At 50.1% G+C, this 22,695-nt stretch carries 17 protein-coding genes, 5 pseudogenes and 1 CRISPR repeat array; of the genes and pseudogenes, 11 read left to right on the top strand and 11 right to left on the bottom strand.

The genetic code is table 11. From position 1 onward, the window contains the following. Nucleotides 1-191: 191 nt before the first annotated feature. Entirely contained in the window at nt 192-1,379 is a 1,188-nt protein-coding gene (locus ETC05_RS16640) for an IS701 family transposase (RefSeq protein WP_171661490.1), read from the bottom strand. A gap of 893 nt (nt 1,380-2,272) precedes the next feature. Further along, nucleotides 2,273-3,661, bottom strand: a complete 1,389-nt coding sequence (gene rlmD / locus ETC05_RS16635; RefSeq protein WP_031405854.1) for a 23S rRNA (uracil(1939)-C(5))-methyltransferase RlmD — start codon at nt 3,659-3,661, stop codon at nt 2,273-2,275. 254 nt (nt 3,662-3,915) lie between these two features. On the opposite strand from rlmD (ETC05_RS16635), the gene ETC05_RS16630 reads away from it, so the two are divergent. The 3 genes from ETC05_RS16630 (at nt 3,916) to ETC05_RS16620 (ending at nt 5,112) form a co-directional block, all read left to right on the top strand. Next, on the top strand, nt 3,916-4,341 hold the full coding sequence (locus tag ETC05_RS16630) for an SRPBCC family protein (RefSeq protein WP_031405856.1): 426 nt from the start codon (nt 3,916-3,918) through the stop codon (nt 4,339-4,341). Further along, entirely contained in the window at nt 4,304-4,672 is a 369-nt protein-coding gene (locus tag ETC05_RS16625; protein WP_031405858.1) for an ArsR/SmtB family transcription factor, read from the top strand. The genes ETC05_RS16630 and ETC05_RS16625 overlap by 38 nt, the downstream gene beginning before the upstream one ends. A 92-nt stretch (nt 4,673-4,764) precedes the next feature. After that, nucleotides 4,765-5,112, top strand: coding sequence for a hypothetical protein (locus ETC05_RS16620; protein ID WP_031405860.1), 348 nt, complete (start codon nt 4,765-4,767; stop codon nt 5,110-5,112). Between the two features lie 277 nt (nt 5,113-5,389). On the opposite strand, the gene ETC05_RS16615 is transcribed toward ETC05_RS16620, so the two are convergent. From ETC05_RS16615 to ETC05_RS16595, 5 genes are all read right to left on the bottom strand, one after another. Then, nucleotides 5,390-6,865, bottom strand: a complete 1,476-nt coding sequence (locus ETC05_RS16615; protein ID WP_171661489.1) for an alanine/glycine:cation symporter family protein — start codon at nt 6,863-6,865, stop codon at nt 5,390-5,392. A 378-nt stretch (nt 6,866-7,243) separates the two neighbouring features. Further along, a CRISPR array of direct repeats spans nt 7,244-7,805; the repeat unit is 30 nt; unit sequence GTTTCAATCCCTCATAGGTACGATAAAAAC. Nucleotides 7,806-8,223: 418 nt separating this feature from the next. Then, complete coding sequence (gene rlmD / locus ETC05_RS16610) at nt 8,224-9,600, bottom strand: 23S rRNA (uracil(1939)-C(5))-methyltransferase RlmD (protein ID WP_031405864.1); 1,377 nt, start codon at nt 9,598-9,600, stop codon at nt 8,224-8,226. Between the two features lie 75 nt (nt 9,601-9,675). Further along, the gene (locus tag ETC05_RS16605) at nt 9,676-10,596 is read right to left on the bottom strand and encodes a diacylglycerol kinase (protein WP_031405866.1); all 921 of its coding nucleotides are present in this window, start codon (nt 10,594-10,596) and stop codon (nt 9,676-9,678) included. A 146-nt stretch (nt 10,597-10,742) separates the two neighbouring features. Then, entirely contained in the window at nt 10,743-12,260 is a 1,518-nt protein-coding gene (locus ETC05_RS16600; RefSeq protein WP_031405869.1) for a flotillin lipid rafts scaffold protein FloT, read from the bottom strand. A 21-nt stretch (nt 12,261-12,281) separates the two neighbouring features. Then, on the bottom strand, nt 12,282-12,821 hold the full coding sequence (locus tag ETC05_RS16595) for an NfeD family membrane protein (protein WP_171661488.1): 540 nt from the start codon (nt 12,819-12,821) through the stop codon (nt 12,282-12,284). Nucleotides 12,822-13,036: 215 nt separating this feature from the next. Here ETC05_RS16595 and ETC05_RS16590 point away from each other — a divergent pair. The 5 genes and pseudogenes from ETC05_RS16590 to ETC05_RS16570 form a co-directional block, all read left to right on the top strand. Further along, nucleotides 13,037-13,717, top strand: a pseudogene (locus tag ETC05_RS16590) (Rpn family recombination-promoting nuclease/putative transposase); the annotation flags it as partial. A 72-nt stretch (nt 13,718-13,789) separates the two neighbouring features. Next, a pseudogene (locus ETC05_RS16585) lies at nt 13,790-13,903 on the top strand (MerR family transcriptional regulator); the annotation flags it as partial. A 135-nt stretch (nt 13,904-14,038) separates the two neighbouring features. Next, nucleotides 14,039-14,134, top strand: a pseudogene (locus ETC05_RS18330) (IS607 family transposase); the annotation flags it as partial. Nucleotides 14,135-14,217: 83 nt separating this feature from the next. Continuing rightward, nucleotides 14,218-15,402, top strand: a complete 1,185-nt coding sequence (locus tag ETC05_RS16575; protein WP_171661487.1) for an RNA-guided endonuclease InsQ/TnpB family protein — start codon at nt 14,218-14,220, stop codon at nt 15,400-15,402. A gap of 175 nt (nt 15,403-15,577) precedes the next feature. Continuing rightward, nucleotides 15,578-15,787, top strand: a pseudogene (locus tag ETC05_RS16570) (DUF4351 domain-containing protein); the annotation flags it as partial. Nucleotides 15,788-15,885: 98 nt separating this feature from the next. Here the strand turns inward: ETC05_RS16570 and ETC05_RS16565 are convergent. From ETC05_RS16565 to ETC05_RS16550, 4 genes are all read right to left on the bottom strand, one after another. Then, nucleotides 15,886-16,248 carry an Mpo1-like protein gene (locus tag ETC05_RS16565; RefSeq protein WP_031405881.1) on the bottom strand — a complete coding sequence of 121 codons (363 nt, stop codon included), beginning with the start codon at nt 16,246-16,248 and terminating at the stop codon, nt 15,886-15,888. A 99-nt stretch (nt 16,249-16,347) separates the two neighbouring features. Then, nucleotides 16,348-16,503 (bottom strand): hypothetical protein, encoded by a 156-nt coding sequence (locus tag ETC05_RS16560; protein WP_156961374.1) that lies wholly within the window; start codon nt 16,501-16,503, stop codon nt 16,348-16,350. Between the two features lie 35 nt (nt 16,504-16,538). Further along, nucleotides 16,539-17,927: a hypothetical protein gene (locus tag ETC05_RS16555; RefSeq protein ID WP_171661486.1), complete on the bottom strand. Its 1,389-nt coding sequence runs from the start codon at nt 17,925-17,927 to the stop codon at nt 16,539-16,541. A 545-nt stretch (nt 17,928-18,472) separates the two neighbouring features. Further along, entirely contained in the window at nt 18,473-19,681 is a 1,209-nt protein-coding gene (locus ETC05_RS16550) for a S1C family serine protease (protein ID WP_031405884.1), read from the bottom strand. 437 nt (nt 19,682-20,118) lie between these two features. On the opposite strand from ETC05_RS16550, the gene ETC05_RS16545 reads away from it, so the two are divergent. From ETC05_RS16545 to ETC05_RS17955, 3 genes and pseudogenes are all read left to right on the top strand, one after another. After that, the gene (locus ETC05_RS16545) at nt 20,119-20,790 is read left to right on the top strand and encodes a response regulator transcription factor (RefSeq protein WP_031405887.1); all 672 of its coding nucleotides are present in this window, start codon (nt 20,119-20,121) and stop codon (nt 20,788-20,790) included. Then, nucleotides 20,771-22,144 (top strand): sensor histidine kinase, encoded by a 1,374-nt coding sequence (locus ETC05_RS16540; protein WP_031405889.1) that lies wholly within the window; start codon nt 20,771-20,773, stop codon nt 22,142-22,144. Before ETC05_RS16545 ends, ETC05_RS16540 begins: the two co-directional genes overlap by 20 nt. Before the next feature lie 67 nt (nt 22,145-22,211). Next, a pseudogene (locus ETC05_RS17955) lies at nt 22,212-22,487 on the top strand (ABC-2 transporter permease); the annotation flags it as partial. Nucleotides 22,488-22,695: the final 208 nt, after the last annotated feature.

Here is a 22,695-nt window from a genome sequence, read left to right as displayed (position 1 = left end):
TCCGACGTTGTACATGTTCTTGGCAATATGGCACAGTTCTCTAAGAGTCAAGTATTCTTCTTTGGTCAAACCATTTAGCTGTTGTTTGATACAAAAATACATTTTTTCACCTCCCATCTAACTATATTACTGCAGATGAGCATTTTTCATTACAGTAATTTCCATGAAATAAGAGACAAACAGGGGACCCCTTAGGCGACATGGAGCTGTTTTTTGATCACATCAATGGGAATATCTTGTTTTGCGGCGTCATAGATGAACTCAACGACGCTGTGTCCTTTCCGAGACCGAAGAAGCTCCAGTCCGGAAGAGAGGTCTTGTTGAGATTCCGCGATGCTGTATACGCAGGCAAATAGCACCACTGCCCAATACCGTTTCACCGCCCGAACGTGACGAACACGGTACCCATCGAGCTTCAGCTGGTCTTTGGCCTGCCGGAAAAAGCATTCGATCGTCCAGCGCTGGGCATAGTAACGCAAGATGTCTTCGTCACTCAGCTCCCGGTCGGTGCTCAAGACGACATGGAGATGATCCGGCGTCATCGGTTCATCCGCCTTCCAAGCCAGCAGCACCACCGCGTCATCAAGACCGTTGAGCGCGCCTTCGTAGCGGTAGACACGATAGCGCTCGCTCCCCACCGTGACGAGGCGGGTGTCGTTTGGCTCGATATAGCGGGCAAACTCCTTCGCTTGAATGGCGATGCCTTTCGGGTAGAGAATCCGGTTCGTCTTGAGCATGGCGATGACATGGAATCCTTGTTTCAGGCAGGCTTCGATGAGCGCTTGGGACGGATACCATGAATCCATGAGCACATACACCGGCTGAGCCCACTTCCCCTTGAGCGAGGAAAGCATCTCGATCGCTAGGTCGATTTTGCTTCTTCCCGCCGCCTTATCATAGAGACGAAACGCGAACGGAAACGCTTGTGTGAAGGTATGCACCATCAGCCAAACAAGCGAATGCCCCCAGACGGATTGATGATCTTTGTGCGAGTAGTGCCAATCACACCCTTGAATGGCGTGGGCGGCCCGTGACGAAGGCTTCGTTTTTTGACAAATCGTATCATCGATCGAAACAAAAAGGGGTTGATTCTCCTGTTTGGCGATTCGCTGGATGCGCTGAAGGATCCATTGCTGGAGTTTGCGAAGCAACGTCTCTTCATCCCAAGGGCTTTTCGTGAAAAAATGGCTGAGCGTGGTTCGATGATTGGGATGAAAACTCCAGTGATGGACATCGGTCAATGTTCCCGAAAATCCCTTGGTAGTCAAGGCCTCCACAATATGAACGAGATGCTTGATGACCGGTTTCGAGAAATAAAGCGCCAACCCCAACGTCATGAAAAACTTGTGGATTCCTTGATGATGTGCTAATCTATTCATGAGACATGAACCTCCTTGTGGGTAGTTGGTGGCACATCTATTCTAACCAAGGAATCGGGTTCATGTCTCCTTTTTTGTTTAGTTGTCAATTTATGTTAGCAAATTTGCTCATCTACAGTATATTATACTATATTTTACTGAATCTATACTATTTTCAGTAAAATATAGTTAAGGCGATTCATCTCCCACTTACTCCGCTTCGCTTCGTTGAAGTGGGAGTCTTCTCGCCTAATTAAGATAAAAAAACCAACCCAAATACCGACGTCTTTTTCATCGCCTAGTCCCCCCTTTTTTCTTTAAACACCATTTTATACGATATCAATAGCGGAAAACACGTCCCCCTTGCCGACCTTCCATGCCCGAGTTCTGAAACGAAAGCAAGGAGTGCAATACATAACTTCTATATTTTATGTTACCTTCCTTTTTTGCGCACATATTTGATATGGATGACATATTCCTATCGCCGGCGCCGAGAAGAGTGGTGATTGCATCAGTCATACGGCGCCAAAAGGTGTTTTCTCCACTACATCAACCTTAATATTTTTGAAGCTTTCCAAAAACACTGGCGTTAAGAAAGAGCGATGTTCATCGACCTTCTAGAAGGCCGGTGAAAAACAACCGGTTCGCTCCATTTAGGAGAATCCGAAAGACCCACTATAGTTCGACTTTTAGAAAAAGAAAAAGGGAAGTACGTGGACATTTCTCCCGTTTCTTCCCTCTTGGTTTCACCACATGTTTATTCGATTTCCTTTGGTCTATCCATGTTTGCCCTTGTTTGTCAAATAAGATGCCGGGGATGGACTGTTTCGTTTCCCAGTAAAACATCATCCAAAGTCCGACTTGATTTCTCTCGATGAACGGTTATTTTTTAAGTGAACGAGTGTATTTGGTGTTTACAAATTTTTTATAAGCAACGCACAGCACTCCACATGCGCGGTATGCGGGAATAAATCAACCGGCTGGACGATTTTCAATGTATAACCAAATGGAACTAATTCCGTAATATCTGCCGCCAACGTTTCTGGGTTGCACGAGACGTAAACGACCCGCTCCGGCTGCGCCCGGCCGATTTTGCGCATCACCTTCCCGCCCGCACCCGAACGCGGAGGATCCAAAAGCAACAGCTCCGGCCTTCCGAATTGTTCGAGCACCTCATCGATGCCGCGCCGGGCGTCCCGCGCCAAAAAGTACGTGTTGTCGATGCCGTTGTCTTTGGCGTTGCGTTTCGCCGATTCGATTGATGTTTCCACAATTTCAATGCCGGCTAACGCCTTGACCCGCTTGGCGAACGGCAAAGAAAACGTGCCAACCCCGCAAAAGAGATCGATCATTTTTTCGTGCGGCTGCGGATTTCCCATTTCCAACGCCAGCTCGACCAATTTGGCCGCTTGCACCGGGTTCGTTTGGAAAAACGTGTCAAACCACAGACGGTAGCGAAACCCGCATAACTCGTCATAAATGAAATCACGACCGGCCAACACATGGGTTTGTTCTGCCTGAGTGCGGTCAGCCCACGCCCGGTTTTCCAGCCAAAGCAAGCTTTTCACTTCCGGGAGCGCCTTCGTGATCCGCTCCGTCAAATCGGCTGCCGCTTCTTTTAGATCCCCTTCCGGCGCCTCGGTCGCGAAAAGCGCCACCATGACTTCCCCGGTCGCAAACGACTCGCGCACCATGAGATGGCGAAGCAACCCTTCATGCGTATCCTTATGATACCCAGGCAGCCGATGATCGCGCGCCCAACGCGCCACCTCCATGGCAGCTTTGACGATCTTCTCGCCGGCAATGAGGCATGTCTCCAACGAAATGACTTGCCGGAAGTTCCCGTGCTCATGCAGTCCAAGCAACCCTTCCGGAGAAAACGTAAACTCCATTTTATTGCGGTAATGCCACGGATGTTCCATTCCGATCGTCTCGCGGACAACGTTCGGGTCAAATCCGTACTGCTCCAAAAGTGCCTTCACATGCTCCGTTTTATGGCGCAGCTGCCCTTCATAGTGCCAGTGCTGCCAGACACAGCCGCCACAGCGGTCAAAGTGTGGACACGACGGCGCAAGCCGTTCCGGATGCGGCTCGATCACTTCTTCCAACCGCGCCTGAACTCTGCGCCGTTTTGGCTCATCGACAACGACTCGCACCTTCTCACCCGGAAGTGTAGACGGAATGGCCAGTTTGAGCTTCTTTCTCTTTCCGTCCTCTTCATGCCAAACGGCGGCTTGTCCAATTCCTTTTTTATCCAACTGATGAACTTCTGCCACAAACGAATGGTTCGTCACACCGCCCAATGGGTTCCCTCCTTTTCGACATGAATCAGCTTGATTTCATTCTTGAGTGTATTGTACACTTTGTCGCAACGGACTTATGCTTGGCGGAAACATACGTTTTTCATTATAACAAGGAACGCCTTTCATTGAAAACGGCAGAACATCATTCCCGATCGATGGGAGCTGCATTCGTTTTCATTTGCTTTTAACACCAAAAGGTGATATATTTATTTTGAAACCTATTGGTGTTATATTCAATGAACGGAGGAATTCTTGTGGAAACCAAGCAAACATTGCCGGAAATCCGCAAAACGATTGTACTGAACGCGCCCATTGAAAAAGTATGGAAAGCGGTGGCAACATCCGAAGGACTTGCGGCGTGGTGGATGCCGAATACATTTGCGCCGATTTTAGGCCACCAATTTGTTTTGCACGCAGGGCCATTCGGGGATTCCCCCTGCACCGTCACCGAGCTCGATCCACCTCACCGTGTAGGATTTAATTGGGGAAAGGATTGGCATCTTACGTTTGAATTAAAAGCATTGGAAGACGGAAAAACCGCATTCACCCTCATCCATTCCGGATGGGATGCCGACAAAACAACGGAATTTGGCCAACCTCATGCAGCCGTTCGCCAGATTATGGATGGTGGGTGGGAGAACATTGTCAACCAAAAACTCCCTGCATACATCGAGGGATAAACGAACCGCCGCCGCGCCGAAGCACGATGTATTTCACGCCATCGCCGATCCCACCCGCCGCCAGATGTTGCAGCTGCTGGCCGACAACGAGCTGTCGATCGCCGCGATTGCCAAATCGTTTCCGATCAGCCGTACAGCCGTCAACAAGCACCTTCATATCCTAGCGGAAGCAGGTTTAGTGAGCCGTCGAAAAGCCGGGCGCGAAACGAGGTACAGATTCCATCCCGAACCCCTCGCCGAATTGAAAACATGGCTTTCCTTCTTTGAACCGTATTGGGACGAACGGCTCATGGCTCTCAAACAGTGGGTGGAAACAGACGAAAAGCCCTGATGACGACAAAATCGCATCGTATTCGCAGAGGCGCAAAGGCGGTTTCAATGACGACGAACAGCTGCATCTTATAGAGGAAGGAGAACGGGAAGATGGATCCTTTCATCTCTTGCCCGCAGTGCACGAATCCCATTACTGTTAAAGATGTCATGCACTTTTCTTCGCCTTGGACCATGAAATGCCCGTATTGCGATGTGAAGCTGAAAGAAACGAGAATCACGCCGTTTTTGCTGCTGGCCGCAGCCGGCATTGTCCCGTTGTTTCTTTTCCTGACAGTCCAAATCAAGGCGTTTGCAGCAGCTTATTGGCCCGTGGTCGAACACGTGCCAACAATCATCGTGTTTCTCGTCACACTCTATCCCCTTTATTGGATGTATGAGCGGGCAAACGCCACCATTCTGTGCAAAAAGGGACGCTTTCAGGTGAAGAAAAAAGGATGACCTCCGAAAAATGAATTCATAGAAAAAGGTTCTCCAGGGGATCGATGGTGATAGAAAAAGGGTGTCCTAAAAGCAACGGGACACCCTTGACTGCTAGAAGACTGGTGAACAATCGCCTCATCTTCACGGCAAAACGTTTTTTTAGGAAAGCAAAATCAAACGAGGCAAGGCTCCTCCGCTTTAGGAACGATTGATTTCGCGCCGTATGCTCTCAACACCACCAACCTCACCAACGTACGGTGAACCTTAGAAACGGATTGCTGCAGCAAGGCGATCATCATAAAGCTTCCTTTTTCTTTTCTTCGGCTTTCTTATACCCATTTTCCCAGAACGTCGCGTTTTTGATTCCGTATTTTGACGCATTGAACTCTGGATCTTTGCCTTGCTTCAGTTGTTCTTCGTAATCTTTCAGAGCAAGATAAGCCGGTTTAAACAACAATAAAATCGCGATCAAGTTCAGCCAGACCATAATGCCGAGCCCGGTGTCGCCCATGGCCCACGCGGTTGTCGCCGTTTTGACCGTTCCATAGAACGTGGCAGCCAAAAAGATGATTTTTAAAGCCAAAAAGGCAATTCCTCGATGTTTGCCACGCACAAGATAGGCGAGGTTGGTCTCGGCGATATAGTAATAGGCGTACATCGTCGTAAACGCGAAGAAGAAGAGAGCAATCGCGACAAACGCCGAGCCAAATCCCGGAAGCAGCGTGTCAACCGCAGCCTGCGTATAGCCAGCGCCCGGTTCGACTCCCTCGAGATGGACAACGATCGGTTCCCCTGTTTTTTCATTAATGACATTGTATTGATTGGTAAATAAAATCATCAGCGCAGTCGCCGTCACCACTAAAAATACATCCAAATAGATCGAAAACGCCTGCACCAGCCCTTGTTTGGCCGGATGCGACACTTCGGCCGCCGCCGCCGGGTGAGCGCCTGTCCCTTGACCGGCTTCATTGGCATAAAGACCGCGTTTGACGCCCCACATGACGGCTGACCCGATAATGCCTCCAAATACTTGTTCCGCTCCAAACGCACTTTTAAAAATCAAGCCAAAGACCTCAGGAATTTTTTCGAAATTCACCGCAATGATCGCAATAGCGACCAACAAATAGCCAACGGCCATAAACGGAACAACAATTTCGGCCGTCTTCGCGATTCGCTTGACCCCTCCAAAAATCGTAAAGCCAAGAAGCGCAATGACGATTATGCCTGTCACCAGTTTCGGAATGCGAAACGCATTGTGAAAGCCATCGGCAATCGAATTGGCCTGAATTCCCGGCATTAACACCGCCATGGCAAGAAGGATGGCGGCGGCGATGACGACCGCAAACCATTTCCAACCAAGACCTTTTTCAATATAGAAAGCCGGACCGCCTCGGTACTGCCCATCTTGCTCTTCTTTGTAAATTTGCGCCAGCGTGGACTCGACATACGCCGTCGCCGCTCCGATAAACGTAATGACCCACATCCAAAAGACGGCGCCCGGCCCTCCGTAAGCGATCCCCGTCGCTGTCCCGGCGACATTCCCTACCCCAATGCGGCCGGATAACGACATCGTCAACGCTTGGAATGAGGACACCCCCGCATCAGAACCCTTCCCCGTCGTTACAAGCCGCACCATTTCTTTCACATGACGAATCTGCAAAAACCGGGTGCGAATACTAAAATACACTCCACAAAAAACAATAAAAAGAATTAAGAGAGGGCTCCATAATAACTCATTCACCGTCTGGACAAGCTTGTCAATCAAATTCATCCCTCCTCATTGATTCAGTTGCTTTTGTTGTATAACACACGGCTAAGCTATATTATAAATAATCACATATTTCTATTTCAATAATTTTTTATAATAGTTTTTTTCTATATTTTCTGAATCATATTTCCCCTTTCCTATAGAACATCGATGGGTACAATCACAAAGGAATCACCGCGGAAAACAGGAGCAAAACGTTACGGATGCGCCAAGTTTCTTATAAACGGCTGAAATAGAGGAACATGCGCTCGACTCCATCCTTCTAGTTGGCTAAATGAAGGAGAAAAGCAACCAAAACGGCCAAAAACATAAGCGGTTGAATGGGGAGATCAGTGGAAGCAACACAAGGGTATGCTATGGACAGCTGTAGGTGTAACAGTTGTCTCCATTCCTCATAGGTACGATAAAAACATTAGGTGGCAAGCAGATTAAAGTTGGTCTATTGGGGTTTCAATCTCTCATAGGTACGATAAAAACGGGCGGAATTTCTCCAGCTTGGTCCGGTGGCGAAGGTTTCAATCCCTCATAGGTACGATAAAAACAAAGACATCACGACTTGCACGATTGGACGTACTGAATAAGTTTCAATCCCTCATAGGTACGATAAAAACTCGTTTTCCCCGTTCCTGTCGTCGCGCTCCAGAAGTAGTTTCAATCCCTCATAGGTACGATAAAAACAAAGATACGGAGAAACCTATGCTCAACCGGTAACGCTGTTTCAATCCCTCATAGGTACGATAAAAACGACCTCGCTTCGCCACCGCATGGCTTGTCTTTTTGGTTTCAATCCCTCATAGGTACGATAAAAACCAAAACGACGACGGCTCGCTTTGCTGGAACACGGGCGAGTTTCAATCCCTCATAGGTACGATAAAAACCGATGCCGTTATTATCCCAAGATAGTGGGATGAAAGTTTCAATCCCTCATAGGTACGATAAAAACCTCAAAAAGTGTTGTCATATCAAGCTTTTCCCTTAAACGTCATCCTTAGAATAACACGTTTCGAAGATTCTGTCAATCAAGTTCATCCGTCATGGCTGTAGGGATCAAGCGACCAAAATCAATGTCGTCGACCCCCTAGGGTTTTTGCACGATTGGAGGTCGACGACAAGTGAACGGATCGGCCATTTGCGCTTCGCTTGGAGAAGGGGCTTCAAGCGATTGGGGCGCGTGCGCCATCAGCTCTTTCTGCTTCCCTTTGTTCCGAAGGTATCCATTCTCACCACCACTACCCCAATTCTTTGATGATGGCTAACGGCCTTCCTCGCTCGCCTGCTCAGCGGGCGGTCGGACTGCCCATTTCTTGAGACGGGACACTTCTTTTGGACATGACGTTCAATCAAGATTGGTTCTTTGGCGTTTACATCCGCCATTGCAATTTCGCCACGCACTCCACATGCGCCGTATGGGGAAACATGTCGACCGGCTGGACTTCGATCGTTTCATAGCCGCCGTCCTCTAAGATGCGCAAGTCGCGGGCCAAGGTGGCGGGGTTGCACGAGACGTAGACGACGCGCGGCGGTCTCATGGCGATGATCGTCTCGAGCAGCGCGGCGTCACAGCCTTTGCGCGGTGGGTCGACAACAAGACAGTCAGCCCGGATGCCTTCCTGATACCAACGCGGGATGACGTCTTCGGCGGCGCCGACTTCGAAGGTGACGTTTGTGATGCCGTTCAGCTCGGCGTTGCGCTTGGCGTCTGCGATCGCTTCGGGGACGATTTCGACGCCGTAGACATGCTTCGCTTTTTTGGCTAAAAAGAGCGAGATCGTGCCGATGCCACAGTAGGCGTCCATAACCGTCTCCGCTCCGGTCAGCGCAGCATACTCGAGCGCTTTGTCATACAGCACTTTCGTCTGTTCCGGGTTGACTTGGTAAAACGAGCGGGCGGAGATGGCGAATTGGATGTCACCGATGCGGTCGGTGATGAACTCGCTTCCCCATAACACCCGCGTGTTAGCGCCGAAAATGACGTTCGTCCGCTCGGGGTTGATGTTTTGCACGATCGATTTGACGTTCGGAATGGCGCGGATGATGTCGCGGACGATCTCTTGTTTATGAGGCAAATGGTCGGTGCGGGTGACGAGCACGACCATCACCTCGCCCGTCGCCGCGCCGCAGCGGGCGACAATATGGCGGAGCACGCCGCGGTGGGTGAGTTCATCGTACGGCGGGACGCCGTAGCGCTCAGCGATCCGTTTCACCGCTTGGACGACGACGTCGTTTTTCTCCTGCTGGATGAGACAGGAGTCCATGTCGATGATTTCGTGGCTGCGCTCTTTGTAAAATCCGGCGACCAGCCCCCCTTCGCGCTCGCCGACCGGCACTTGCGCCTTGTTTCGGTAGCGCCATGGGTTCTTCATCCCGATGACGGGATGGACGGTGACATGTTCTAGCTTGCCGATGCGGGCGAGCACTTCTTTCACTTGCTTCTCTTTCGCCTTCAGCTGGCCTTCGTAGCTCAGGTGCTGCAGCTGGCAGCCTCCGCATTGACGATAGACGGGGCACGGGGGCTCGACGCGGTCGGGGCTCGGTTCGTACAGCTCGATGAGACGGCCGTACCCGTATCCTTTTTTCACTTTGATCACCTTCACTTTGGCCCGCTCGCCAGGAAGCGCGTTTTTCACGAACAACGGAAAGCCGTCCACTTTCGCCACGCCGAGCCCGTCATGGGTCAAATCGGTGAATGTGACGTCATAATAGTCGTTTTTGGCGACTGGTGCTTGTTGTTTCGCCATATCGTTCCCCTTTCTGCCGATTCGTGTAAGGTTAGCGTACCCTTGGGGGCGTCATCACATAAGAAAAGAACAGGCTTATGACCCTGTTCTCACTTGTTCCGCCTTGTCTTTCGGCATGATGACTTCCAAATGGTGGTACAAATTGACAAACTCTCCTGGAAGCATGCCGCCGAATTCCCCGTCTAAGTTCAGCTGCATCGGCGACCGCACCTTTACCCGGTTCGCTTTCGTATAAATGATATGCGGGTCGTTGATATGCTCCCCGCGCGCCGCCAGCGTCACAAGACGGACAAATTCGGCCAAATTCGTTTTTTTGACGATGATGAAATCAAAGAGGCCATCATTGAGTGACGAGTCAGGCGCCAGTTTTTCAAAGCCGCCGACTGAGTTCGTGAGCGAAACCAAAAACATCATAATCTCGCCTTCAAACAGTTTGCCGTCGTACTCGATTTGCGCTTCGGTCGCCTTAATGGACGGAAGCATCTCGATCCCTTTTAAGTAATAAGCAAGCTGGCCAAGCATCGTTTTCAGCCTGCTCGGCACTTCGTAGGTGAGCTCCGTCAGACGGCCGCCGCCCGCGATGTTGATGAAATAGCGTGTTTTGTCTTCGTTCGTCACACAGCCGATGTCAATCGGTACGGGCTCGCCCGTGGCGATCACCTCGCAGGCCCCTTCGATCGTGCGCGGCACGCCGATGGCGCGGGCGAAATCGTTCGTCGTCCCTACCGGGATGACTCCCAGTTTGGGCCGGTACGGTTGATTAGCCAGTCCATTGACCACCTCGTTGATCGTTCCGTCACCGCCGGCGGCGATCACGAGGTCAAATTCACGTTCCACCGCTTGTCGAGCGGCTTTTGTCGCATCTCCCGGACCCTCGGTGGCGTGGCACGACGTTTCATAGCCCGCTTTTTCCAACCGAACGAGCACATCGGGCAAATGGCGCTTAAACAGCTCGCGCCCCGATGTCGGATTATAGATCATTCGAGCTCGTTTCATCATCCTCAACCTACTTCCTTTTTTCCATTCCACTCGTTCCCATCATAGCGAAACAATGCTTGATGCGCAACTCCGAAGAATGTCGTGAACGTTTGCCAATAGGCGAAAAAAGAGCCCTTTGTTCGATCAAGGGCGCCTGACACTGTTTATGACTCGCTCGCATTCGCCTGTTCGGAAGCGATTGGCTTAGCCGTGACGGCCGATGCTGCGCCGCTCGTTGTGAGATTTTCAAGCAGCTGCTTGACATCGATGCCGGTCGATGCTTTTAACGTCTCTTGCAGGCTCGCCATTAAGTTCGTCGCGTATCCCGTGACGCGATTGGCGCCGCCGTTTGTTCCCGATCCCGTATCGACGATCGTCAGCTTCTCGATGTTCGCAAGCGGGCTCGCGACTTGTTTCGCGTATTCCGGAAGCATTTTGATGATCATGTCGAGCACGGCCGCCTGGCCATAGCGTTCGAACGCTTCGGCAATCTTTTGTTTCGCTTCCGCTTCGGCGAGACCTTTTAGGCGGATAATTTCCGCTTCCGCCTCCCCTTTCGCTTTCTCGGCCTCGGCTTTCGCCAGCCCGTCGAGACGGATGCGCTCGGCTTCCGCTTTGGCAAGCGTCTCAACGCGGTATTTTTGCGCGTCGGCTTCAGCGATTTGTTTCGCCTTTTCCGCCGCCGCTTTTTGTTCGATCGCGTAGCGTTCGGCGTCGGCTTTTTTCTTCACTTCCGAGTCGTATTGCCGCTCGCGGCGCAAAATTTCTTTTTCTTCGAGCTCAATTTGTTTTTGCCGCTCAATGATTTTAATTTGCATTTGTTGGGCCATCACTTCTTGCTTGGCCTTCGCTTCTTCAAGATGGTACGCCTGGTCGGCGCGCGCTTTGGCGATGTCTTGTTCGCGGCGGAATTCAGCGAGCTTGAGCTGGTTGATTTTTTCCGCTTCGGCGATTTCCGTCAGCCGCTCGAGCTCCGCTTTGCGCGCTTCTTTATCCGCTTCGGCCCGCTTGATGCGCGTCTCTTTCTCCGCTTCGGCCGTCGCAATATCGGCGTCGCGCTTCACTTGGGCGATGCGCGGCTTCCCGAGCGCGTCGAGATAGCCGTTTTTGTCGCGCACGTCTTTGATCGTGAACGAGACGATGACAAGCCCCATTTTCGCGAGATCTTGCGAGGCGACGCGCTGCACTTCTTGCGAGAATTTGTCGCGGTTTTTGTAAATTTCCTCCACCGTCATCGATCCGAGGATCGAGCGGAGATGGCCTTCAAGCACTTCTTTCGCTTCGTTTTCCATGTCTTGGCGCGTTTTACCTAAAAACTGTTCGGCCGCGGTCGCGATTTCGCTGATCGAACTTCCGACTTTGATGATCGCCACTCCGTCCGCCATGACGGGCACACCTTGTTCCGTATACACTTCCGGCGTCTGCACGTCGAGCTTGATCGACAATAAACTGAGCGGCTCGGCCTGCTGGAAAATCGGCACGACAAACGTGCCGCCGCCGCGGACGATTTTAATTTTGTTTCCCGATTCGTCCACGTGGACGTTTTTGCTTCCTAAATAGCTGCCGGTGACAATAAGCGCCTCATCCGGCCCGACCGTGCGGTAGCGGGCGATAAAAATGGCAATGAGTCCGACGAGAAGCAAGACGACAACGCCAATAACAATCAACCATGGCGCAACCATGACAGTTCCCCTTTCTTTGTTTTAGATGGAAAGATGATACGGATCGTGCCTCGCTACCACAGCGACGCCGTTTTCCATTTGCATGATAATGACCTCTTCCCCTGACGGAATGGCCTCATTGTTTGCGCTTTTCGCCGCTTTGGCCACCGCACCGCTTTGACGGGAGATGAGAATTTCGCCAAACCCATCCGGCGGCACGGACACGATCACCTTCGCCAGCGACCCTTCCAACTCGGCATCTGTATACCCAATTGACGCCTCAGCCGACCGAAGCGGCAAAAAAACGAAAAAGTGCAAAAGCAACACCACGACAAGCGCCACGCCGACGCTCAGCCAAACGATCCACCGCGACGCCCAATCCGTATACCATTCCGCCAACAAACCGACCGCGCTCGCGACGATGAAAAACGATAAGACGAGCTGCGGGCTGAACAGCGGATGATCGGCCACATCGAACAGACCGTCAAGCACATCGCTGAAGAAAAAATACAACACCGTCAGCAGCGCACTGACCACCAGCACGATCCCATATATGACCTCAGGCGGATGGCCAAAAATCATTTCCCTCCCTCCTTTCGCCTTTACCTATTGATACGGGCGAGGCAGCGGGTGGTTTCATCATTTTTCCAATGGTATAAAAATTCGACAAATTCTTTCCTATTTCCTTTCTTTGAACAAAAAACTTCTGTGAAAAAGGCTGTGGTCAGGCAGGATTTTGCCTTGCATGGATCGAATAAAACAAATGGGAGTTTAAAAATAAAGTAGGGAGGAAGACCATGTCAGAAACGCGCATTGACCATGATCGCCTGTTTAAAGAGTTGTTAAGCACGTTTTTTGAAGAATTCGTTCTCCTCTTCTTCCCACGCGTATACGAGCATGTTGACTTTAACCATCTTTCCTTTTTATCAGAAGAAGTGTTGACCGATGTTACTGCAGGGGAAAAACATCGAGTCGATCTATTGATCGAGACAAAGCTAAAAGGGGAAGATGGACTGATCATTGTCCACATCGAACACCAAAGCTACATCCAACCCGCTTTTTCAGAGCGAATGTTCATTTATTTCAGCCGTTTATTTCAAAAACACCGCCGCCGTATTCTTCCGATCGCTATCTTCAGCTATGACGCCACCCGTAATGAACCTTCCTCTTTCACTGTGGAGTTTCCGTTTTGGACCGTTCTCGATTTCCGTTTTTTGACCATAGAATTGCGCAAACTCCCGTGGCGCGAGTACATCCGCCATGACAACCCGGTCGCCGCCGCTCTGTTAAGCAAAATGGGGTATAATGAAGATGAGAAGGTGGAAGTGAAAAAGGAATTTTTGCGCATGCTCATCCGCCTCGAGCTCGATGAGGCGAAACAGCGTCTGTTGTTCGGCTTTTTCGAAACATATTTGCGGTTATCGGATGAAGAAGAAATCCGACTGCGAAATGAGGTGAATACAATGGAAGAGAAGGAGGTGACACACAGTTGAAATAAATTTATAAAATTTCGTAAAACTCTATATACAATTTATAAATAGGTGATAATTGTGAAGTATTACAGTATAGGGCAATTTGCCAAACTAATAGGGAAAACAGAGCACACATTAAGAGATTGGGATAAATCTGGTGTATTAAAACCTGCATATGTTGCGCCATCGGGGTTTAGAAGGCTGGTGAAAAACAGCTGTTTCCCCTGCTCAATGGATGAACATGTGAAAAAAAGTACTGATGCTACAAAGTTTTTCTATTTGAGAAATGATGCCGGGAAGCCCCATGTTCCCTTAAATCACCGGCCCTTTAGATATTACTCACAAGAACAGCTCAATCATTTTCTTGGTATAAAAAATAGGAAACGCGAGAGAAAAATTGTAGGCTATTGCAGAGTGTCAAGCGGTTCAAATCATCACATTATGTTGTAAATTGCAGGGGAAAAGAGCAAATAAAGCCAAGAAAATGATTCAGGAGTTGGTAAAAGATGATCAAGACTTATAAAGTTATGCTTTTGCCAAACAATAAGCAAAGAACAAAGTTATTTGAGTGTGCAGGCGTATCCCGATGGGCATACAATTGGGCATTGGCTACACAACAAGAAAACTACAAAAATGGCGGAACGTTTTTAAACGATAATGAGTTAAGGAAAATGCTGACACAATTAAAAAAGCAAAAAGAATATGCTTGGCTTAACCATTACTCAAATAATATAACAAAACAAGCAATTAAAGATGCCTGTCAAGCGTACAAAAACTTCTTTGAAGGCAGGACGAAGTTTCCAAAATTTAAGTCAAAAAAGAGAAGCAAACCAAGTTTTTATCAAGATACAGCAAAAATAAAAATCACAAAAACGCATGTAAAATTGGAAAAGCTGACTACTTCGAAGAAAAAGAACAAGCAAAAATTGAATGATGTTAAGTTAGCTGAAAAAGGCAGAATCCCAACAGGGAGTAATATAAAATATCTCAACCCAAGAATCACGTTTGACGGAATAAATTGGTGGCTTACTATTGGAGTTGAAGAAGTTGAAAACAAAAACCAAAATTATACTGACGGCATAGGCATCGATTTAGGGGTGAAAGATTTAGCTGTCGTTAGCAACGGGCAGAAGTTTCGCAATATAAACAAATCAAACAAAGTGAAGAAGTTGGAGAAAAGGCTGAAACGGTTGCAACGTAAACGATCAAGGAAATATGAGAAAAATAAAATAAAAACAGAAGGAGGTGAATTCCGTTACAGAAAAACAAACAATATAAAAAAGTTGGAATTCCTTGTTCGAAAGACCTATCGAAGGCTAAAACACATCAGGCACAATTATATTCATCAAATCACTGCATCTTTGGTGAAAACCAAGCCAGAGTATGTAGTCATGGAGAGCTTAAATACTCATGGAATGCTAAAGAACAGAAAGCTATTGAAAGCCATCCAAGAACAAACATTCCATGAGTTCACGAGACAGATGGAATATAAGTGTGCTTGGAATGGGATCAAGTTGATACTTGCCGATCGATTCTTTCCTTCGTCTAAAACTTGCAGCCATTGTGGGGCTGTAAAAGAGAAACTTTCTTTGTCAGAAAGAACGTTTGTATGTGATGAATGTGGAAATAAAATAGACAGGGATGTGAACGCAAGTAGAAACTTAAAAAAATATGGTAAGTCAATAGCCTAGCACGAAAAGCGGTTATTGACATGTACCCATTCGTTAGTGGGGAATTGAAGCCTTCGGAGCACCACATCCAACGAGAGTAGCTTTGGCGAAATCGGGTGCGATGAACAAGGAAAGAAACATAGGTCTTTATAAGATTTTTAACTATCTTATAAAGCCTTATAAGTTTTCTGTAACGGCTGCCAAAGTCATGGAACTCATCGTTTCATACGAGCAGAAAGGCATGGAGAAAGGAATAGAGAAAGGAATAGAGAAAGGCTTGGAGAAAGGAATGGAAAAAGCGAAGCTGGATGTTGCGAAACGAATGTTGGCAAAAGGATATGATGCCGACACGATTCATGAACTGACCGGGCTGCCGCTTGAAAAGATTGAACAATTGAAGAAATAATACGGAGACAAGAGCCTTCCTCCCTGGCATTCCATTCCGGATTGTCGTCCTTCGATCTCTCCAAAACTTTGAGAAATCCCCCAGGGAGAAAGGCTTCTTTATCGCTGTTCCCATCCATTTTGCCTGACAGTCCGATCCTCTGAAAGCCCAATCCGCTCAAGCTCACGCCCCAAGCGTCCCGTAAGCATCAGCCCGTACATGTGAAAATCAGCTCGGAGCGACCAAAGCGGGTGGCCAAAGGTGGCGGGTTTGTTTCCTTCGATAAAAAAGTGGCTGAACCAAGCGAGCGTGTAGACGGCAATCGGCGCGCCAAGCAGCCACCATGCATTCCCCGTTACAGCCGCGATGATGATGAACAAAAAGACAACACTCGTTCCGACAAAATGCCACCACCGCGTCGCTCGTTTGCGGTGCTGGGTCAAATAGAACGGCCAAAATTCTTCATAGTCGCGGAATCTCACTTCCCTCACCCCCTTTCGCTTCCGCCGCTGCAACCCGCCGCTCGCGAATGGGCCGAGCGAGCAGCCCCCGGTCATGTACCAAAACAGCACGAACGACAATCATGTCCACCATTGTCCTTTGACGAGCGACTGTTGCCAATCATCGAACTCATCGATGCCGCCCTTGACGATCGGCGCAGGCGCAGCGGGCGAATAGAAGCGGCGAACCGCTCCGTGAACGGCCGCCACGCCAACAAGGAACGTGACGATGACCAACCTTCACCCTCCATAGCGGCATCTAGTACCATTGCTTATTGAATGTCATCCATGACACAAAATGTCTGCAAGTTGTGTTCTTGTTTTGGCACATTCAGGCGCGACACCGGTTGAGCCGTGCGCAAATGAAAGATTTGCATTTCCCCTGCATGATCCGACTCGCTTCCTGCGGGCGGCTCCAATAGCACATACACATAGTCGCCATGAAATCGGGCTTCCCAGTACGATGCGGGCAGTTCGTGTTTTTCGATCGGCTGGAACTGAGCGTTCAAAGCCATCCATCCCGATTTCTCCCGCTGTACGTAGCTCACCCACAGCGTGTCTCCTTGTACTTGGAGCTGATCGAATCGTGTTTCCTCCTCTCCTGTATCCCAATACGCCACTCGCCATGAACGCAAATCAATGATGGTGAGACGAGGCTTCGTGGCGATGACAAGGTGGTTGCGGAAAGCCGCCATCGATCGGGCGGAAGAAGTGAGCAACGGAATTTCTTTCACGACCTCGCCGCGTTGATCGATCACATACAATACGCCTTGTTCCTTTTCAATCACATCGGCGAACACATAGAAATACGGCGCTACGTGCAAAACTTGAAGAACGTAAGGAGGGATCCGTTTAGAAAATAGCAATTCCCCCTCTTTTCGTACTTCGAGTTTATTCGTTTGTACATCTTGGTTGAGCGAACGAATATCCCACTCTCCCTGCAACGAGGCAAAGGAAAGAGGATCGGAGAGCGCTTCTTGATCGGTAACAGTCCATTTGTCTGGATTCAGTCGATACACATACCTTCCCGTATAATCGGACCACAACAACAGTTCCTTTGTTGAGGAAACGGGCGAAAGGTGAGAGATTCCAACCGCTTTGAGCGTCACCACTTTGCGCACATGATGTTCGTCCGCCTCCACGATATATGACTCTCGCTCTAACGGATGAGAATACAAAAAGAAAATACGCGCCGACGGATCTTGCGGCAAGCGGGCTTTGGACGGCTCGTACGTCCGCACTGAAGAGACAACGGAATCGTCAATGTTCTGCACCCAATACACGATGACAGGCGCAGCTGCCGCCAGCACCACCCATATCCATCTCTGCCGCTTCCACCAAACTTGTCCTTCCTTTTGACCTCCTATGCGTTGAACAAGCCATGCCCAGTACCATACGATGTAAAGGAACAACGCAAGCGACAGCCACGCCCACCATTGTCCTTCGATAAGGGATTGTTGCCAATACTCGAACGGATCGACACCGACCCTGGCGATCGTGTGAAAATTGTTCAGAAAAAAGAGCGGCACTGCGAGCACCGCAGCGAGCGAATACAAGCGGCGAACCGTCCCTTTCACTAGCATCACCACACCGACGAGCAGCGTTGCGATGCATACGACGTAGTACAACATTGTCATCCATAACGGTGCACTTGGACCCATGTTGCATCCCCTTCCAGTCATGATAGTTGGAATATTCGATGAGATGGAGACGGTTTCCTTCTTTATGGAAAGATTCCCCCCCAGTTGAAAGAATACGCATCCGCCACCAAAAACGGTGTCTGTCTATTCTCGGGTCAAAAGGTTCCTCCTAGGATCCCGGTGATTTACTTAGAATCCTCTATTTTCATTAATCAGGAAAATTTAGTAAAACATGCTTTTGCTTCTCGTCCAGCTTCGTCGATGTTCCAAGTATGCTCATTTTTCACTGGCCTTCTAGGAGACCGGTGATTAAATCGTGCATACCGCTTCCCGGCATCGTTTCTCAAATAGAAAAACCTTGCAACACTGCGCACATTCACTCATCGATCAAGGGAAACTGCTGTTTTTCAACAGCCTTTTAGCTATATGAAGAAAATAGATGACCCGCGTTGGTTGCTAATCATCGGGAAAGTGGTTTCACGCGCCAGCCTTTCGCCTGTCGATATTTTATGTGAATGAAAACCGCCTCTTTCCCACTGATCCGATGGAAAAGAGGCGGTTTCTTCTTACGACTGGCTGTTTTCTCTCGCCTTGAGCGTGACAGATACGGTTGTCTCAAACCCATCACGATAAATTGTCAGTTTGATGCGATCGCCGACCGCTGTTTTCGTGTACAAATATTTGCGCAAGGCGCTGACGCTGTCGATTTTCTGGCCGTTGATCGCCGTGATGACGTCTTTCGATTTCAAGCCCGCGTCGGCCGCCGGCGAGAACGGTTCAACCGAGGTGATGGCCGCACCATATGTTACGTTGGACGGCAATTTCAGCTCATCGGCGCGCACATCATCGGACAAATCCGCGACATCGACGAGCTGGACGCCAAGATACGGGCGTTTGACTTTCCCGTCTTTCATCAGCTGTTCGACGATCGGCTTGACGTTTTCGCTCGGGATGGCAAAGCCGAGCCCTTCGACGCCTGTTTCGGCGATTTTCATGCTGTTGATGCCGATGACTTGCCCCGCGCTGTTAATGAGCGCGCCGCCGCTGTTGCCCGGGTTGATCGCCGCATCCGTCTGGATGACGTCAATCTCCCAGTCGCCCGCTGAAGTGGACACCGGCATCGTCCGTTTGCCGCTGACGATTCCTTCCGTCACCGTCCGCGACAAGTCAAGACCAAGCGGGTTGCCGATGGCCGCGACCGGCTCACCGATTTGCACGTTCGCCGAGTCGCCGAAGCTCGCCACTTTCGTTACGCCATCAGCTGGAATTTTCAAGACGGCGAGGTCCGTCAGCGCATCAGCGCCGACGATGTCCGCTTTCACTTTTTTGCCGTTCGCGAGCGCCACCTCGACTTTATTCGCTCCTTCGATGACATGGTTGTTCGTCACAATGTACGCCGTATTGCCCTCTTTTTTGAAAATCACGCCTGAGCCTGTCCCAGCTTCGGTATCTTGCGCTTGATCGGAGAAAAAGTCGACTTGCTTCTGGATGTTGACGACGCCGACGACGGCATCGGCGACTTTGTTGATGGCGGCGATCATGTTCGTTTTCGTATTCGCCGTCGGCTGCAGCGGCAAGGCGTCGCTTTTTTGCTCAGTCGTTTGCGCCGCTTGAGTGGGGGCGGCGCCTTCTTGATTCAACCATTTCGGTGCCACATACCATGTCGCTGCGCTGCCGATCACCGCCCCAGCGACAGAAGCAGCAAGCCACGATACGAAGCGGCCGCGCCGTTTCGGCTGCGGAGTAGGGGTTGGTTCAAATGGCATCATGTCCATCGGTCATCTCCTCCTTTATCATGAATGGTCATCCATAACCAAACATTGGACAACTTCGAGCGAATGCCGCCAAAGCATCGGAAAGGAGGATGAAACACAACGATGTCGCCTACATCCATCGGTCGTACACAAAGATCAGATGACATGTTCCGGTCATTGGCCGCTTTCTCCCTACCATAGTTGAACGGCATGTCTCGTTCCTTCTTTCCAAAGGGGCATCCCACGATGTTCCGATTAAATCCAAAGATGCAAATTTCTCATTTTCCTCATCGTCATGCTCCTCCTTTTCCTCTTCGCCCATCATCATACCCAAGCAAAGTGAAAAAACGGTGAAAAATCCTCGTCGGATCGGCTTTCCTTTGCCTTTTCAATTTTCACCTTTTTTTCACGTAGATTTGCTATGATAAAAGCAAGGATGGAAAACAGGAGGAACGTCCATGAAAGTGTTGCTGGCGGAAGACGATCTCCATTTAGGGGAACTGATCGTTCATTTGTTGAAGAAAAAAGGCATTGACCATATCGATTGGGTGCAGGAAGGGGAAGACGCGTACGACTACGCGATGGCGGAATTTTACGATGTCGTCGTGCTCGATTGGATGCTGCCGAACGGCGATGGGGTGGAGATTTGCCGCCGCTTGCGGCAAAACGGCTACACAGGCGCCATTTTGATGTTGACCGCGAAAGACGCGGTGCAAGACCGCGTCACCGGGCTTGAATCCGGAGCGGATGACTATTTGGTCAAGCCGTTTGAAATCGATGAGCTTGTCGCTCGCTTAAAAGCGCTCGCCCGGCGCACGTTCGTCCCGCTCCAAGAGGAAACCGTGACGTTTCACGGCTTCACATTGAACCGGACAAGCCATACGCTGCATCGCGGTGACGAGGAAATTTTCCTCACCCCGCGCGAGTTTCAGCTCCTTGATCTTCTCGTCCAAAATCAAGGCCACGTCGTACCGCGCGAGACGATATTGGACCGCGTCTGGGGCTGGGACGCCGACGTCTCAATGAAAACGATCGACGCGACGATCAAATTGCTCCGTAAAAAATTGAAGGACGACGTCATCCAAACGGTGCGCGGGGTGGGATATAAAATTGATCAAACAATGGAATGAATGGCGCAACTGGCTGCGCCGTTTAGGAAGCGCGGACTTGTTCCGCCGCACCCATTGGCGGCTGACGGCGCTTTACAGCGGCATCTTTACTTTATTTCTCGCTTTGTTTATCGTCATCGCCGCCGCTTTGTTTTATTGGATCACGACATCCGATCAAGAGCGGCGCATCGTTCGCCTCGCTGAACAAGAGGCCAACACGATGGAACAGTTTTTGTTAAAGCAAAGCGATTTTGACTTGTTCGATGACGAAAGTCTCGTATTGCTCAGCGAAGACCAACTCTTTTTTTACGTAATCGCTCCTAATGGCGATCTGCTTGCCGGGGATGAAGTCCACCCGCGCCTGCGCCCGTACTTTTTGCACGCCTTGTCTCGTCTAAATATGAACGCACGTGCTCCAGTCTATTTGACCGTATCATTACCCGAGCATATGCCGGGCCTGGCCCGCGACGCCGCCCGTGACTGGCGGGTGCTCGCCGCCGCCCGTCCGCTCGTCATTCATGGCAATGTCGTCGGCATCTTGTATATCGGGATGGATGTGACCTCGTTTTTCGGGGTGTTCCATTGGCTGCTTATTGTGCTGATCGGTCTTGCCGTTCTCTTTCTCGCCGTCGGCGTGGCGCTCAGTTACTTCATGTCGAAGCGGGCGCTCGTGCCGATTGAAGAAGCGTACGAGCGGCAGCGCCAGTTTGTCGCCGACGCCTCCCATGAATTGCGCACACCGCTGAGCGTCGTCTTTTCATCTGTTGAGGCGCTCACAATGGAAGAAGACGTGATGAAAAACGAGTTTGCCCGCCGTCTGCTTGACCGCCTTCGCGAGGAGTTGAAGCGGATCACAAAGCTGATGAACGATCTCTTGACGCTCGCCCGCGCCGATGCGAGACACGCCGCGTTGGAACTGGCGAAACAGACGTTTGACTTTCGCCCGCACGCCGAGCGCACGTTTCAGCTCGTGGCGGAACTGGCGGCGAAAAAACAGCTCACGATGCACTTTCACGCTCCGGAACAAGCGGTCGTGACGGCCGACCCGGATAAACTGACGCAGCTGCTGTACATTTTGCTTGATAACGCGATCAAATACACCCCAGAAGGCGGAGAAGTGACATTGTCGATCCGCACCGAGCCGAAGCAGTTCATCCTTTCCGTCAAAGACACCGGCATCGGCATCCCACCGGAAGACATCGGCCGCATTTTCGACCGCTTTTACCGCGTCGACAAAGCGCGCTCGCGCCAACAAGGCGGTCACGGCCTAGGGCTATCGATCGCCAAATGGATCGTTGATGCCCATGGCGGCACGATCCATGTCCACAGCCAGCTCGGGCAAGGGACGGAGTTTATCGTACGTCTGCCTGCTTAGATGTTAGGGCGCGCTTGCCATTAGCAGGCGGCAAGGCGCTCGGGCTTTCTTCTGAATCGGGTAGAAGATTGTCGTGCTGATTTTGCAATTGACAACAAGCACTGGAACATTTCCGCCCGAACTGATCCCGCGTTCGTTCCAACACTTTAACGCTTGGCTTCCGATGATGTATTCGATTTTCGGATTGAAAGCGGTCATCTCAAGCGGCAATTTCTCATTGATGTAGGAAAACGTCGGCAAGCTGCTTCTATTTGTTGTCGCCATGATGATAGGAACGATCGTCTATTTGACTATCCAACATCGCCGCCAATTTGCAACCGCCATCGAACAAGCTTGGGGCTGACCCAAAAGTCCGCCAAAAAGCGGACTTTTGGAGTCAGCCCTCTCTGGTTTTTGTATATTTTACCAAACGGAAGAAAATTCCGACTCTGTTCACCCCCTGATTTACGCCACCAAGGACAATTGCTTGTCCCTAGCGGCTTTTTTGAGAAGATTGTGGGCAGCACAAACCAGCCCCCATTCGATGGAAACTTTTTGGAGGCCTCGCAGGA

Source organism: Geobacillus sp. BMUD (assembly GCF_013096845.1).
In the GTDB taxonomy this organism is placed as follows: domain Bacteria; phylum Bacillota; class Bacilli; order Bacillales; family Anoxybacillaceae; genus Geobacillus; species Geobacillus vulcani.
This window is presented reverse-complemented; position numbering and strand designations above follow the sequence as displayed.